Below are 13,143 nucleotides of genomic sequence, written 5' to 3'. Positions count from 1 at the left end.
GGATCGGGCCGGTGCCATCACCAGGCTAACAAACAGACGCCGCGAGGCCATTCCCCTCGGCCGGGTTCTTTCGCCGGCGCCCCCCGAAAGGCCGCTTCCGCCGCCGTCGGGTCAGTCCCGCGGCAGGCCGGGACCGCCGCAGTCGGGTCAGTCCCGCGGCAGGCCGGGACCGCGGCAGTCGGGTCAGTCCCGCAGCAGGTCGGGGACCGCGGCCCCGTCCGGCTCGTCCCGCTCCCCCGACACCACGGTGAGCTGCTGGGTGGCGCGGGTCAGCGCCACGTACAGCACCCGCAGGCCGGCCGGGGACTCGTCGGCGATCTCCGCGGGCGACACGACGAGGGTCGCGTCGTACTCCAGGCCCTTCGCCTCCAGGCTGCCCAGCGCCACCGCCCGGTCGCCGAGTCCGGCCAGCCAGCGCCGGGCCTCCTCGCGCCGGTTCATCGCGACCACTACGCCGACCGTGCCCTCCACCCGCTCCAGCAGCCGTTCGGTCTCCGCGCGCACGGCGGCGCCCAGCGCGCCCCCGGCGACCGCGAAGCGCGGCTTGACGCCGGTGGAGCGCACCGCCGACGGGGCCTGCGCGCCGGGCATGGCCAGCGCGAGCACCTTCGCGGCCAGCTCGGCGATCTCGGCCGGGTTGCGGTAGTTCACCGTCAGCTCGAAGCGGCGGCGCGGACGGGCGCCCAGGGCCTCGTCGCGGGCCGCGGCCGCCTCGTCCGGGTCGGACCAGGAGGACTGGGCCGGATCGCCCACCACCGTCCAGGTGGCGTGCCGGCCGCGGCGGCCGACCATGCGCCACTGCATCGGCGTGAGGTCCTGCGCCTCGTCCACGATGACGTGCGCGTACTCGGTGCGCTCCTGGGCCAGCCGCTCGGCGCGCTCGCGCTGCGACTCCTCGCGCACCGGCATGAGTTCGTCCAGGCCGGTGAGCTGGTCCAGCGGGTCCAGCTCGCGTCTCTTCTTCGGGCGGGCCGGGGCGCCGAGGATCGCCTGGAGCTCGTCGAGCAGGGCGACGTCGTGCACCGAGTACCCGTCCCGCCGCAGCGAGCGGGCGACCTTGCGCACCTCGCCGGGGTTGAGGATCCGGCGCGCCCAGCGGCCCAGCCGCCGCTCGTCGGCCATCGCGGCGAGCACGGCGCGCGGAGTCAGCTCGGGCCACCAGGCGTCCAGGAACGCGGTGAAGGAGTCCTCGTCGGACACGTCCTCGTCGAAAGAGGAGCGCAGTTCGGCGGCCAGCTCCCGGTCGGCGTGCCGGCCGGCCGCTCCGGACCGCTCCCACAGCGCGTCGAGCAGCAGCTTGCGGGCGCGCGGGCGCAGCAGGTTGACCGGGGCGGCGCCGCCCAGAGCGGCGCCCCGGACGCGTTCCAGGTCCCGGGCCTCCAGCTCCAGGCGGCGGCCGAAGGCGACCACCCGCAGCCGGTCCGGGGGTCCGGCGGGCGCGGCGGCGGCCGCGCCGTCCTCGTCGCCGCGCGGGGCGGGCCGCCCGGTCCCGGCGGCCGCGCCCAGCTCCAGCGCGCCCCGGGCCGCCTTGCGCAGCACCCTCAGCATCCGGTGCGAGCCCTTGGCGCGGGCCGTGGACGGCGTGTCGTAGAGGGTCGCCTCGGCGCCGTCGACCAGGGCGCCGATGGCGCGGACGGCGACCTGCCCCTCCTCGCCCAGGGAGGGCAGCACGCCCTCGGTGTAGGCCACCAGCAGCGGGGTCGGGGAGACGACCAGGATGCCGCCCGCGTACCGGCGCCGGTCCTGGTAGAGCAGGTAGGCGGCGCGGTGCAGCGCGACCGCCGTCTTGCCCGTGCCCGGACCGCCCTCGACGTACGTCACCGAGGCGGCGGGCGCCCGGATGACCTCGTCCTGCTCGGCCTGGATGGAGGCGACGATGTCCCGCATGGTGTGGCCGCGGGCCCGGCCGAGCGCGGCCATCAGCGCGCCGTCGCCGACGGCGGCCAGCTCCTCGCCGTCCAGGCGGGCGGTCAGCTCCGGGCGCATCAGGTCGTCCTCGACGCCGAGCACCCGCCGCCCCTTGGAGCGGATCACCCGCCGCCGGACGACCCGGCCGGGGTCGACCGGGGTGGAGCGGTAGAACGGGGCGGCGGCCGGCGCCCGCCAGTCGATGACCAGCGGGGCGTAGTCCTGGTCGAGGACGCCGATCCGGCCGATGTGCAGGGTCTCGGCGATGTCGGCGGCGCCGTCCTCGCGCACCGCCCCCTCGGCCGGCTCCACGGCGGTGTAGGCGCCGTCGGAGCCCTTCTTGCCGTCCTTGCCGGCCAGCAGGTCGATCCGGCCGAAGAGGAAGTCCTCGAACTCGTTGTTCAGCCGGTTGAGGTGGACGCCGGCCCGGAAGACCTGGGCGTCCCGCTCGGCCAGCGCGCCGGGCGTGCCGACCTGCCCGCGCCGGGCCGCGTCCGCCATCAGGAACTCGGCCTCGTGGATCTTCTCCTCCAGGCGCCGGTACACCCTGTCCAGGTGCTCCTGTTCGCCGTGGACCTCCCGCTCGCGCACCGAGTCGTGCGCCGCGGCGCGGCGGGCCGCGCCGTGAGCCGATCCGACCGCGGAATCCTGTTGAGCCTGAGCGGCCACCGGGCCCCCTTCTGACGTGCTGGGCAGCCGTCAACCGTACGCGAAGAGGGGCGGTTCGCGGAAGCCGGACGCCGCCGGTCAGGCTCGGATCTGGACCAGTTTCCTCCCTTCGAAGGTCATCACCTCGAAGTGGTCGATCTGGTTGGGCTGGAAGGCCGCGCCGCCGCGGACGTAGAGCGGGTTCTTGGCCTCGTCGGTCTTGGCGCCCGGCTGGCCGTAGCCCCAGTCGGGGACGGACCAGGAGGTCAGCGTCTCGCGCTCGCCGTTCTTGCCGACGGCGATCAGCGAGCAGCGCTCCGGGCCGCCCACGTTGGTCAGGCGCAGGACGGCGTTCGTGCCCCAGTTCTTCTTCTCCAGGGCGACGGTCGCGGTGACGTGGGTGGCGGGGTCGGTGGCCGTGGTCTTGTCGGGGATCGACTCGAAGGCGGTCTGCGCGGGCGGCGCGGCCACCGGGGCGCCGCCGCCGTCCGAGCCGCCGGCCGCGAACACCGCGAGCGGGCCGCCGACGACCAGCGCGGCCGCCGCCGCGACCAGGTAGAAGCCGCGCCGCCGCTTGCCGGCGCGGCGCTCGGAGACCTCGTCGACCAGCTTCTCCACCAGCCGCGGGCTGGGCTTGGCGGACAGCGACTCGCCGATCGCGGGCATGCCGCCGCCGCCCGGCAGGTCCGCGAGGGCCGCCAGCATCGGTTCCATTCCGGCCAGCTCGTCGAGCTGGCGGGCGCACCATTCGCAGGTGGCGAGGTGCGCCTCGAAGGCGCTCGCCTCGGCGTCGTCGAGGATGCCGAGGGCGTAGGCGCCGACGGTCTCGTGCTCGCTAGGGGCCGGTGATCCCGTCATGGAGCCAGACATACCCGTACCACCCGTGCCGAATCCCTGATGTCCCCCGTACCCGCCCATCACGCCGTCACCCCCCGCTCCTCCAGCGCCAGCTTCATCGAACGCAGGGCGTAGAACACCCGGGAGCGGACGGTGCCGCTCGGTATGCCGAGCGTCTCGGCGGCCTCGTTGACGGTACGCCCCTTGAAGTAGGTCTCGACGAGGACCTCCCGGTGGGCCGGGGTCAGGTCGTCGAGCGCGTCCGACAGCGTCATCAGCCACAGCGCCTTGTCGATCTCGTCCTCCGCGGGGATGACCTCCAGCGGCGACGGATCGACCTCCTGCGGCCGGGCCTGCCGGCTGCGGTGGCCGTCGATGACGATGCGCCGGGCGACCGTCACCAGCCAGGGGCGTACCGAACCGGTCGCTCGATTGAGCTGGCCGGCGTTCTTCCAGGCACGGATGAGCGTCTCCTGCACCACGTCCTCGGCTCGCTGCCGGTCTCCGGCGACCAGCCGGAGAACGTACGCGAGCAGCGGTCCGGCGTGCTCGCGGTACAACGCGCGCATCAGCTCCTCGTCGGGTTCCGAGGGCTGGGGGGACATGCGATGTCGGGCCTTCGACCCACGTTCATTGGCCACGGCCGCATCCTTGCGCACGCCCACCTCCGGTGTCCGGGGGTTCCCCCAGTCGGTCGCTCGTGCACGGGTACGCGTCCGGTGGGCTGCGCGTTCAAGGGGAGACGGGAGTTTTTCGGGGGGCGGGGCGACGAGGGCGGACATGCACGCACATTCCCCCCGGCTTTCCCTCGCTTTTCCCCCACATCGCGCGGCGCCCCGGCACGGCGGACCGCGCCGCCCGAAGTCCGGGACCTTTGGGCGGTGTTACGGGTGTCACATCGTTCAGGGCCTGGCCAGGGCGGCGCGGCGGCGGTGCCGGGCGACGCGCTCGCGGTTGCCGCAGACCTCGCTGGAGCACCAGCGGCGCCGGCGGCCGCGGGAGGTGTCCAGGTACACGATCGGGCAGTTGTCGCCCGCGCACCGGCACAGGCCGGAGCGCGCCACGGGGTCGGTGAGCAGTTCCACGGCGTCTCGCGCGACGGCCGCCACCAGCGCGGCGCACTCCGGCGGACCGGCCAGTGCGCGCACCAGGGCGCCGTCCTCGGCGCGGACGGCCCGGGGCGCGGGCGGGGCAGGGCGGGCGAGGGCGTTGACGCGGGCGAGGGCGGTCGCCGCGGCGGCGCCCGGCTGGACCGGCTCGCCCGGCCGGCGCTCCGCCGCGTCCAGGCACGCGCGCACCAACTTCTCTATGCTTCCGCGCAGTTCCCGGAAGGCGTCCGGCCAGGAGGGGTCGGCGTGGGCGAGCGAGGTACCCGGCGGGACCAGCCCCGAGCCGGTGATCCATGCGCACAGCGGCGCGAGCGCGTCGAGCCGTTCCTCGGGATGGCTGGTCGAGAGGAGATCCAGGCAGATCCGCCCGGCGTCGAACCGCAGCTCGTAAGGGACCGTGGCCGAATCCAGTGCCATGTGCCTGTCACCGCCTAGGCAGGAGCCGTGCAGAGAAGCGTTCCGCTCCCCTTCACAGTGCCCGCCCGCTCCCCCGGCCGGAAGACCCCCGCGCCTTGGCGCCACGGATACGGCGCAGCCGCCCTGGGCCGCTGCCGGGCCACGGCGCCTGTGCCCTCCGGCTGTTCGAGCACGTGGGGAGTCGGTGCGCGGGGCGCCTGGACGCGGCGGGGCGCCGGGGCCTGCCGGGCGCGCGGGGGCGGGCGGGTGTCCGGGGGCAGGCGGGCGTCCGGGGGCAGGCGGGCGTCCGGGAGCGGGCGGGCGTCCGGAGGCGGGCGGGCGTCCGGGGGCGCGGAGTTCCCGTGTCGTCACGGACCTGGCGCCTACGGGCGGAGCGTCCCGCCCGGGGCGTACTGGTCTCCGCCGCCAGGGAGTTGGGTGGGCGGCGGTGCCGGCTTTTACGGGCGGGGCGTCTGGGACGGGGAGTCGGGCGCCGCCGCCGACGGGGCGTCCGCAGGCGGGGAGTCCGGGGCCGCCGCCGACCGGGCTCCGCCGGTGGGGCGGCCGGGCGTCCGCCGCCAGGAGCCCGGTGGGCGGCGGTGTCGGCTTCTACGGGCGGGGCGTATGGGGCGGGGCGTCCGGCGCCGCCACCAACCAGGCGTCCGTCGGTGGGGCGTCCGACGCCGTGGCCTGGGCCTGGCCTAGCTCTGGGCCTGGGCCTAGCTCTGGGCCTGGGTCTAGCTCAGGCGCTGGGCTGGGGCCTGGGCCAGGCGGTAGCCGCGTTTGACGACCGTCTGGATCAGCTCCGGGGCGCCGAGGGCCGTGCGCAGGCGGGCCACCGCGCTCTCCACGGCGTGTTCGTCGCGGCCGCCGCCCGGCAGGGCGCGCAGCAGGTCGGCGCGGCCGACCACCCAGCCGGGGCGCCGGGCCAGCGCCCGCAGCAGCGCCATCCCCGCCGGGGGGACCGGCCGGAGGTCGCCGTCCACCAGCACCGCGTGGCCGCGGATCTCCAGCCTGCGCCCGGCGACGTCCAACGCCGTCGCCCGGCCCGGCAGTTCGCGGCACAGCGACTGCACCAGCGGGCCGAGCCGGAACCGTTCGGGCTGGACGGCGCCGACCCCGCGGTCCCGCAGCGGCTGCGCGGTCACCGGCCCGACGCAGGCGGGCAGCACCTCGCGGCCGAACGCGGCCAGCAACTCGTCGAGCATCCCGCGCTCTTCGGCCCGGGACAGCAGGGAGACGACGGCGGGCGCGCTGGTGAAGGTCACCGCGTCCAGACCGCGCGAGACGGCCGCGTCGAGCAACCGGTCCACGGGGCCGATGTCCTCCGGCGGCAGCCACCGGTACACCGGGACCGGGACGACCTCCGCTCCCTGCGCCCGAAGCGACGCGACGAAGTCCGTCAGCGGGTCCCCGTGGAGCTGTACGGCGATCCGGCGGCCGCCGACGCCCTGCTCCAGGAGCCGGTCGAGCACCTCCGCCGACGACTCGCCCGGCGGCGACCACCGCTCGGTCAACCCGGCGGCCCGGATCGCCCCCGTGACCTTGGGCCCGCGCGCCATCAGCTCCGCGTTCCGCAGCCGGTCCAGCAACGGCCCGCCGAGTCCCCATCCTTCGGCGGCCTCGATCCAGCCGCGGAACCCGACGGCGGTCGTGGCGACCACCGCGTCGGGCGGCCCGTCGACGACCTCCTTGGTGGCGGCGAGCAGTTCGGCGTCGTCGGCGAGCGGCACGATGCGCAGCGCGGGCGCGTGCAGCACCTCGGCGCCGCGGCGCCGGAGCAGGGCGCCGAGGTCGTCGGCCCGGCGCGCCGCCGTGACCCCCACGGTGAACCCGGCCAGCGGGCCGGGCTCCGAGCGTCCGGGGTGCTGCTGTTCGTCGTCCATGGCCCTCCTAGCCGACCGGCGGGCCGAACGGGACCGTCCTCGGCGCATGACGGAACCGGTGCGGCTCGATGCCACCAGTGTGACGCCCCGCCTGGCCGGGGCGGGAATCCGCCGTCGCGACCGGGCCGCCGCCGTCGGGTCAGCGCGCCGAGCGGTTCCGCCGGGCACGCGGCCCGCCGGGGTGCGTACTGGATCGCGCCGAAGCCGCCCTCAGGGTTCCGCCGGGCGCGCGGGCCGCCGGGAGGCCGTCGGCGGCGGCCGCCCGACACTTCGACGAAGACCGGACCGTCGCAGCCGCCGGCCGCCGACCGCCGTCTCGGGCGGCGGCCGCCGTACCCGCGCCGCTTCCGGCCGCGGTCGGCGTCCCCGTCACGGGCGCCGCGGCAGGCGATTCGGTTCGGGCCTGCTCCAGTCCCTTGAGCACGCGCACGCGCTTCCCCCACGGAAGTGCCACGGGTGTGCGTACGATCCCGAGCCGTGTCACCGGAACAGGTCCCCACCTGCCCGAACGCCCCCTACTGCCACCGTGCTCGGCGATCACGAACGTATGCCGACGGGAGCGCTCAGCGACCGCAAAGATCAACGGTGAACGGAATCGACCGGTTCGCGGAAGTCTCGTCGACGGCAGGAATCCATCCGCTTTCGGGTCGCCGCCACCATCCTTCCTCCACCGCCGTCTCCCCCGCCGCGCGGCGCACCGCGTCGAACGCGGGGTGCACCAGTCCCCTACGCCACACCAGGGACACCGGCGACAGCGGAACCGGTTCGACGAGCGGGCGCACCACGGTCCGCGGCAGGGCCGGGAAGCCGACGACCGCGAGGACGGGATGCCCGGTCTTGGCCATCAGCCGCTCGAACTCCTCCACGCCGACGGCCAGCGGCGCGGGCGGCGCGAGCGCGATCCCCCGCCCTTCGAAGAGGCGACGCGCGAGGTCGGTCCACTCCGGGGTGCACGGGTTCCCGGCGCCGGCGTATACGGTCTCGCCCGCCAGAGCGGACAGCGGCACCGCGGGCAGCGGCGCCAGCGGATGCTTCTCGGGCAGCACCACCGCCATCGGCTCGTATCGGACGAACTGGTGGTCCAGTCTGGCCCGCAGCGCCGCGTCCAGGCCCGCGAACCGGCCGAAGGAGGCGTCCAGCCGACCCGCCAGCAACTCCGTAGCCGCACCCGTGAGCCCGCTCTCGAAACGGGCCATGATCTCGTGATCCGGGGCGAGTTCGCGGGCGCGGTGCAGCACGCGGCGGCCGGTGTCCAGGCCGGGCGAGTTGAGGTCGACCAGCAGTGGCCGGGCCTGCCCGAAAGCGGACAGCAGGTCCTCCTGGGCCGCCAACACCCGCCGTGCGTACGGCAGCAGCCGCTCGCCGTCAGCGCTCAGGGCCACCTGCCGGGTGGTGCGGACGAACAACTCGGCGCCCAACTCGCGCTCCAGTCGGCGCACATCACGGCTGAGGGCCTGCTGAGCGACGTACAGCCGAAGCGCCGCGCGGGTGAAGTGCAGCTCCTCGGCCACGGCGACGAAAGCGCGGAGCAGACGGGGTTCCACGTGGCGGGCGGACATGCGCCGAACCTACAAGAGCCCGCTTCTCACAACGCGGGTGCGTGAATCGGCCGCGAGAAGGTGTTGGACCGCGTGATTCACCCGGGCCGACGGTGGTGGCATGCCCCCGACACCCACGCCCACCCCCTTGTCCAGGGCGACGCCCACGCCCCCACCGGCGACCACCGCCGCGCCCCCCGCGGCCGCCGCGCCCCCTACACCCACTACGCCCCCTACACCCACTACGCCCACTACGCCCACTACGCCCACCGCGGCCGCCGATCCCCGCACCGAACCGGGCCAAGCCACCCCCGGCGCCCCGCCCGGCCAGATCACGCCGCCCGCTACAGGGCTCGAACCCGACCCGGAGTCCAGGAGCGCCACAGGGCCCAGACCCGCCCCGGAGTCCGAGGTCGCCACAGGGCCCAGAACCGCCCCGGAGTCCGAGGCGCCCCGGAGAACAGCCCCGAACCCGGCCCCGGCACAGCCCCCCGCCCCCGGAACTCCTCCAGGCGCCGCCTCCGACGCGTACCGCGCTCCCCGCGGGACGGCCCTCCAGCCCTACCGGCGGCTCTTCGCCCTCCCCGGAACGCGCGCCTTCACCGCCGGGAACCTCGTCGCCCGGCTGCCTTCGGGGATGTTCGGCGTGAGTGCGGTCGTCATGATCGCCGGGGTGCGCGGCTCCTACGCGCTCGCCGGCGCCGTCACCGCCACCGGTCTGGCCGCGACCGCCGTGACCGCGCCGTGGGTGGCGCGGCTGGTGGACCGCCGCGGTCAGGCCCGCGCCGCCGTGCCCGCCGCCGTCTGCGCGGCGCTCGGCAGCCTGGCGCTCGTGCTGTGCGTGCGCTTCGGCGCCCCCGACTGGACCCTGTTCGCGGCCTACGCCGCCACCGCGACCACCCCGAACACCGGCGGCATGTCCCGTGCCCGCTGGGCCCATCTGCTCCGGGGCGATCCCGGCGCCCTGCACACCGCGAACTCCTTCGAGCAGGCGGCCGACGAGCTGTGCTTCATGCTCGGCCCGGTCCTCGCCGCCTTCCTGTGCGGGGCGTTCTTCCCCGAGGCCGGGACGCTGGCGGGCGCGGCGCTGCTGCTCACCGGCGTACTGGCCTTCGCCGCGCAGCGCGGCACGGAGCCGCCGCCCCGCCCGCGCACGACGGCCGCGAAGGCGCCGCTGCGCGCCCCGGGCATGCCCGGACGGCTCGCGGTCTGCCTCGCCCTCGGGGCGGTGTTCGGGTCGATGGAGGTCGTCACGGTGGCCTTCGCGGACGCTCAGGGAGACCGTTCGGCGGCGGGCCTGGCGCTCGGGCTCCAGGCGGCCGGTTCGTGCGCGGCGGGGCTGGTCTTCGGGGCGCTGCGGCCGACGGGACCGGCGCGGCGACGGCTGCCGCGGTGCGTGGCGGCGATGACCGTGCTCATGATCCTGCCCCTGCTGGCCGCCGCGCTGACCGGCTCGCTGCCGCTGCTCTGCGGGGCCCTGCTGGTCGCGGGGACGGCGACGGCGCCCACCATGGTCACCGCCATGACCCTGGTCCAGCAGCTCACGCCCGAGGGCCGCCTGAACGAGGGGATGACCCTCGCGGTGACCGGCCTGCTCGGCGGCATCGGCTGCGGCAGCGCGGCCGGCGGCTGGGCGGTCGAGCACGTCTCGCCCACGGCCGCCTACGGGACGCCGGTCGCGGCGGCGGCCCTGGCGCTGCTGGTCTCGCTGGCGCAGGCCGGAGAGGTCAGGCGGTCACCGCGGCGACGGTCCGGCGGGCGGCCCGGCGCGCGCGCAGCAGCTTGGACACGGTGCGGATCCGCCAGGCGGTGAAAGCGAGGACGACCACGCCGGTGAGGGCGGGCCGCTTCCAGCCTCCGGAGGTCTCCCCCGCGACCGCAAGCCGGACCGCGGGGGCGCCGCTGCGGAACGGGCCGCACCGCAGCGGAACGGGCCGCCCCCTAGGGGAGCGGCCCGTAGCGGCGCCTCACGAGGAGGCGGTGCGGCGGATCAGAACAGCAGGCGGTACGTGTTCCAGCCGCCGGTGCCGATCTGAACGCGCGAGGCGAACGGAGCGGCGGCGTTGCCGGTGCCCTTGTACAGCCACAGGGCGCCGCTGGTGTCGCGGGCGACCAGGTCGGTGATCCGGTCCTGGTTGTAGTTGACGGTGCCGACCGAGACCAGCGAGTTGTAGGCGTTCCAGCCGCTGCCGATGCGGGTGCGCGGCGCGAACGGGGCCTTGTAGTCGCCGGTGCCCTTGTAGAGCCACAGCACGCCCGAGCTGTCCCGGGCGACGATGTCGTCCTTGCCGTCGCCGGTCAGGTCGCCCTTGCCCGCGATCTCGGTGTAGATGTTCCAGCCGCTGCCGACCTTGGAACGCGCGGCCAGCTTGCCGTTGCCGTAGCCGAGGTAGATCCACAGCACGCCGGAGCCGTCCCGGGCGATCAGGTCGTCGGCCGCGGCGCCGCCGAGGTTGCCCGCGGAGAGCACCTTGTTGTAGATGTTCCAGCCGGTGCCGACGTACACGTCGGCGGAGTCGTCCCAGCCCGTGTAGGTGAGATCGCTGCCGGTGACGTCCCAGATGCCGTCCGACGCGCCGTCGGCGTTCTGGTCCACCTGCGTGATGAAGCGGGCGTCCTTCCACCCGGCGCCGGACGAGGTCCGGGAGCCGAGGGTGCCGTCGCCCTGGGGCGCGTAGCCCCAGAGGTCGCCGTTGCCGTCATCGCCGTACAGCGCGTTGATCTGAGCGTCGCGCAGGCCGGCGACGGCGGTGTGCTTCGTGGCGCCCGACGCCGTGGCGTGGGCGGTGGCCTGCGACGCGGTACGGCCGTGCGCGTCGGCGGCGAAGGCGGCGCTCGCGCCGGTCGCCAGCAGCGCGGCGGTGAGCGCCGCAGCCGTGCCACGCGCCAGCGCGCGGCGCGTGTTCAGGCCGGAGGTTTCGACCACGTGGGTCCTCCAGTGAGTCATGGGAATGGATCGCGGGCCCCGGTGCGGCCCGCCGAGGGGCCCCGGTTCGGCCCAGCGGGATCCAGGGATACCGCATGATCCTTGCACATGTCTTTGCCATGCCGACACCCGGTCCGGCCCGTGGCACAGAAGCGGTACAGAAGTGGGACGCAAGTGCAACCAGAGCCGTACAACCCTTTGGGAGAAGCCCTGTTCGAGCCCCACGCCCTCGCCGGGGAGGCGACAGCCTCACGACGACTGCTTCCCCAGTGGGCGGCCGTCGTACAGGTACGCCGTCGCCCCGTCCGCGAGCGCCCGCAGGGCGGCTTGGAACCTGCGGCGCAGGCGTTCCTCGAACATCTTCGCGGCCTTGTCGGGGGCGACGAAGGCGAGTTCCGACAGCTCCTCGTCATGCGGCCTGAGCGCTGCCGCGGCTTCCGAGTCCAGGATCCCGGCGTCGAAGACGAACGAGAGCTGGTCGTCCCACGGCCCGTGCGGGGGAACCCAGTCCACGACGAGAACGGACCGCAACCACACCGTCAGCCCCAGCTCTTCCCAACGAGGCGTGGAGGCGGTCGAGTTGGTTCATGACACGAAGGGAGCCGAGCGCCGGCGTCAGTGCGGTGGCGAACGTGAGCACGGCAGAGACTTACATGAGGCAGTGGAGATCCTCACCTCTTACTCGAACTTTCCCCCCTGGTCACCGACCTGCGCACAGCCCTGGCGCGCATACCTGTACCGGGCGCGCCGACAGACAACCGGAGTTCAGGAGAGGGCCCACACAGTGAGCCTACGAGGTCAATTGCTCCTAGAGCGCCCAGCCATCGTGCCCACCTCATCCATGCTGGGACCTTTCCTGAGAGGGGCTAAAGGATGCTGAGCTAGGCGAGCAACTTATCATCGACCGGGACAGATATAAAGGACATCCTTCAGTAAGCCACCTAATCTGCCTTGCTCTCGATCACAACGGAAACATTCGTAATCCCCGAGCATTGGAAGAGGATTCGAAGCGGGAATGCAGCAATCCAGACCTGACTGTCACTGTGTCCATCTACGATCGCTGAAGGACCGTCGCCCAGAGGCCCGGGGCGGTCCCATCGAGCTGTTCAGTCATCAATCAGACTCGACCACTCGCGCTCTACCCCAGACTCGCTCGAAGCTCTCCACGTAGTTCCCCGCGAGCATGCCGCCTGCGGTAAGGCGGGCATAGAGGACGGGGGCGGTTGCGGCGGGCTGGCCGTAGATGTGCGGGTTGATCAGGAGGTCGTCGTCGGCGCGGTAGATAGAGTTGTACAGCGCCGTGCGGTGGAGGCGGACCTCGACAGCGGGCAGGCTTATCAACGGCCTGAGCAGAGCGAGGGCGTTACGGATGCGGGCCGCCATCACATGGCCGATACCCTCGGACTCGCCGCGCTCGGCTACTTCGGGGCTGTCCGGGTCGCCCAGCAGCAGGCGAAGCGTGACGCCCGCACGGGCCCTGTCCCCGAGGGCGTGCAGGATGCCGGGGTCCTCGACGAGGAACAGGGCGCCGTACGCGAGGATGCCGATCTCCCGCTCGGCGCCGGCGAAGTGGCGGAGCCACGTTTCCCGGGGCACAGCCCACCGGTGTGGGTAAATCGCCAGGATCTCACCGCCGGGTGGGACGCGTGGGCGCAAGTGTCCGGTGGCGGGCCACAGTTCATGTTCGTCACGGCCGACGAGGGCCGCGAGCGCCGCGCGGTTGCGCGCGTAGGGAACGCGGCCGGCGCACCACTGCTCGACGGTCTTGGGATCGACGTCGAGCCGGGCCGCGACATCGGCGGCATCGAGGCCGGCGGACATGAGGGCACGACGGAGCTCGTCGTTCACGCTTCCCCCTTGTTCGGGGTGTGGACGACTTCAGACTAGCCAAGAAA

General features: G+C 74.3%; 10 protein-coding genes and 1 pseudogene. 2 read left to right on the top strand and 9 right to left on the bottom strand.

From position 1 onward, the window contains the following. Positions 1 to 183: 183 nt before the first annotated feature. From ABZ861_RS04895 to ABZ861_RS04870, 6 genes are all read right to left on the bottom strand, one after another. Positions 184 to 2,577 carry a UvrD-helicase domain-containing protein gene (locus ABZ861_RS04895; RefSeq protein WP_361623791.1) on the bottom strand — a complete coding sequence of 798 codons (2,394 nt, stop codon included), beginning with the start codon at positions 2,575 to 2,577 and terminating at the stop codon, positions 184 to 186. 78 nt (positions 2,578 to 2,655) lie between these two features. Next, positions 2,656 to 3,474 carry a zf-HC2 domain-containing protein gene (locus ABZ861_RS04890; RefSeq protein ID WP_361623788.1) on the bottom strand — a complete coding sequence of 273 codons (819 nt, stop codon included), beginning with the start codon at positions 3,472 to 3,474 and terminating at the stop codon, positions 2,656 to 2,658. After that, positions 3,474 to 4,058, bottom strand: coding sequence for a sigma-70 family RNA polymerase sigma factor (locus ABZ861_RS04885; protein ID WP_361623785.1), 585 nt, complete (start codon positions 4,056 to 4,058; stop codon positions 3,474 to 3,476). The genes ABZ861_RS04890 and ABZ861_RS04885 overlap by 1 nt, the downstream gene beginning before the upstream one ends. Positions 4,059 to 4,295: 237 nt before the next feature. Continuing rightward, positions 4,296 to 4,919 (bottom strand): CGNR zinc finger domain-containing protein, encoded by a 624-nt coding sequence (locus ABZ861_RS04880; RefSeq protein ID WP_361623782.1) that lies wholly within the window; start codon positions 4,917 to 4,919, stop codon positions 4,296 to 4,298. A 716-nt stretch (positions 4,920 to 5,635) separates the two neighbouring features. Continuing rightward, a complete protein-coding gene (locus ABZ861_RS04875) occupies positions 5,636 to 6,784 on the bottom strand; it encodes a uroporphyrinogen-III synthase (protein WP_361623780.1) in 1,149 nt (382 codons plus the stop codon). Between the two features lie 563 nt (positions 6,785 to 7,347). Then, complete coding sequence (locus ABZ861_RS04870; protein WP_361623777.1) at positions 7,348 to 8,343, bottom strand: LysR family transcriptional regulator; 996 nt, start codon at positions 8,341 to 8,343, stop codon at positions 7,348 to 7,350. Positions 8,344 to 8,959: 616 nt separating this feature from the next. On the opposite strand from ABZ861_RS04870, the gene ABZ861_RS04865 reads away from it, so the two are divergent. Continuing rightward, positions 8,960 to 10,135, top strand: coding sequence for an MFS transporter (locus ABZ861_RS04865; protein ID WP_361623774.1), 1,176 nt, complete (start codon positions 8,960 to 8,962; stop codon positions 10,133 to 10,135). A gap of 177 nt (positions 10,136 to 10,312) precedes the next feature. Here ABZ861_RS04865 and ABZ861_RS04860 read toward each other — a convergent pair whose 3' ends face one another. Both ABZ861_RS04860 and ABZ861_RS04855 read right to left on the bottom strand, forming a co-directional pair. Then, positions 10,313 to 11,248 (bottom strand): VCBS repeat-containing protein, encoded by a 936-nt coding sequence (locus ABZ861_RS04860; RefSeq protein ID WP_361623771.1) that lies wholly within the window; start codon positions 11,246 to 11,248, stop codon positions 10,313 to 10,315. A gap of 249 nt (positions 11,249 to 11,497) precedes the next feature. Then, complete coding sequence (locus ABZ861_RS04855) at positions 11,498 to 11,761, bottom strand: hypothetical protein (RefSeq protein WP_361623768.1); 264 nt, start codon at positions 11,759 to 11,761, stop codon at positions 11,498 to 11,500. Between the two features lie 362 nt (positions 11,762 to 12,123). Here ABZ861_RS04855 and ABZ861_RS04850 point away from each other — a divergent pair. Further along, a pseudogene (locus tag ABZ861_RS04850) lies at positions 12,124 to 12,312 on the top strand (hypothetical protein); the annotation flags it as partial. A gap of 49 nt (positions 12,313 to 12,361) precedes the next feature. Here ABZ861_RS04850 and ABZ861_RS04845 read toward each other — a convergent pair. After that, on the bottom strand, positions 12,362 to 13,096 hold the full coding sequence (locus ABZ861_RS04845) for an XRE family transcriptional regulator (protein ID WP_361623765.1): 735 nt from the start codon (positions 13,094 to 13,096) through the stop codon (positions 12,362 to 12,364). Positions 13,097 to 13,143: the final 47 nt, after the last annotated feature.

It is taken from the genome of Streptomyces sp. NPDC046985, assembly GCF_040644415.1.
In the GTDB taxonomy this organism is placed as follows: domain Bacteria; phylum Actinomycetota; class Actinomycetes; order Streptomycetales; family Streptomycetaceae; genus Streptomyces.
Note: the sequence above shows the minus strand (reverse complement) of the source record. Positions and strands in the feature narration are given on the sequence as shown.

What these genes read in the sequence shown, in the direction of transcription:
- ABZ861_RS04890 (WP_361623788.1), bottom strand. Translation starts at nt 3,474, where the DNA reads ATGGGCGGGTACGGGGGACATCAGGGATTCGGCACGGGTGGTACGGGT.
- ABZ861_RS04880 (WP_361623782.1), bottom strand. Translation starts at nt 4,919, where the DNA reads ATGGCACTGGATTCGGCCACGGTCCCTTACGAGCTGCGGTTCGACGCC.
- ABZ861_RS04875 (WP_361623780.1), bottom strand. Translation starts at nt 6,784, where the DNA reads ATGGACGACGAACAGCAGCACCCCGGACGCTCGGAGCCCGGCCCGCTG.
- ABZ861_RS04870 (WP_361623777.1), bottom strand. Translation starts at nt 8,343, where the DNA reads ATGTCCGCCCGCCACGTGGAACCCCGTCTGCTCCGCGCTTTCGTCGCC.
- ABZ861_RS04865 (WP_361623774.1), top strand. Translation starts at nt 8,960, where the DNA reads ATGTTCGGCGTGAGTGCGGTCGTCATGATCGCCGGGGTGCGCGGCTCC.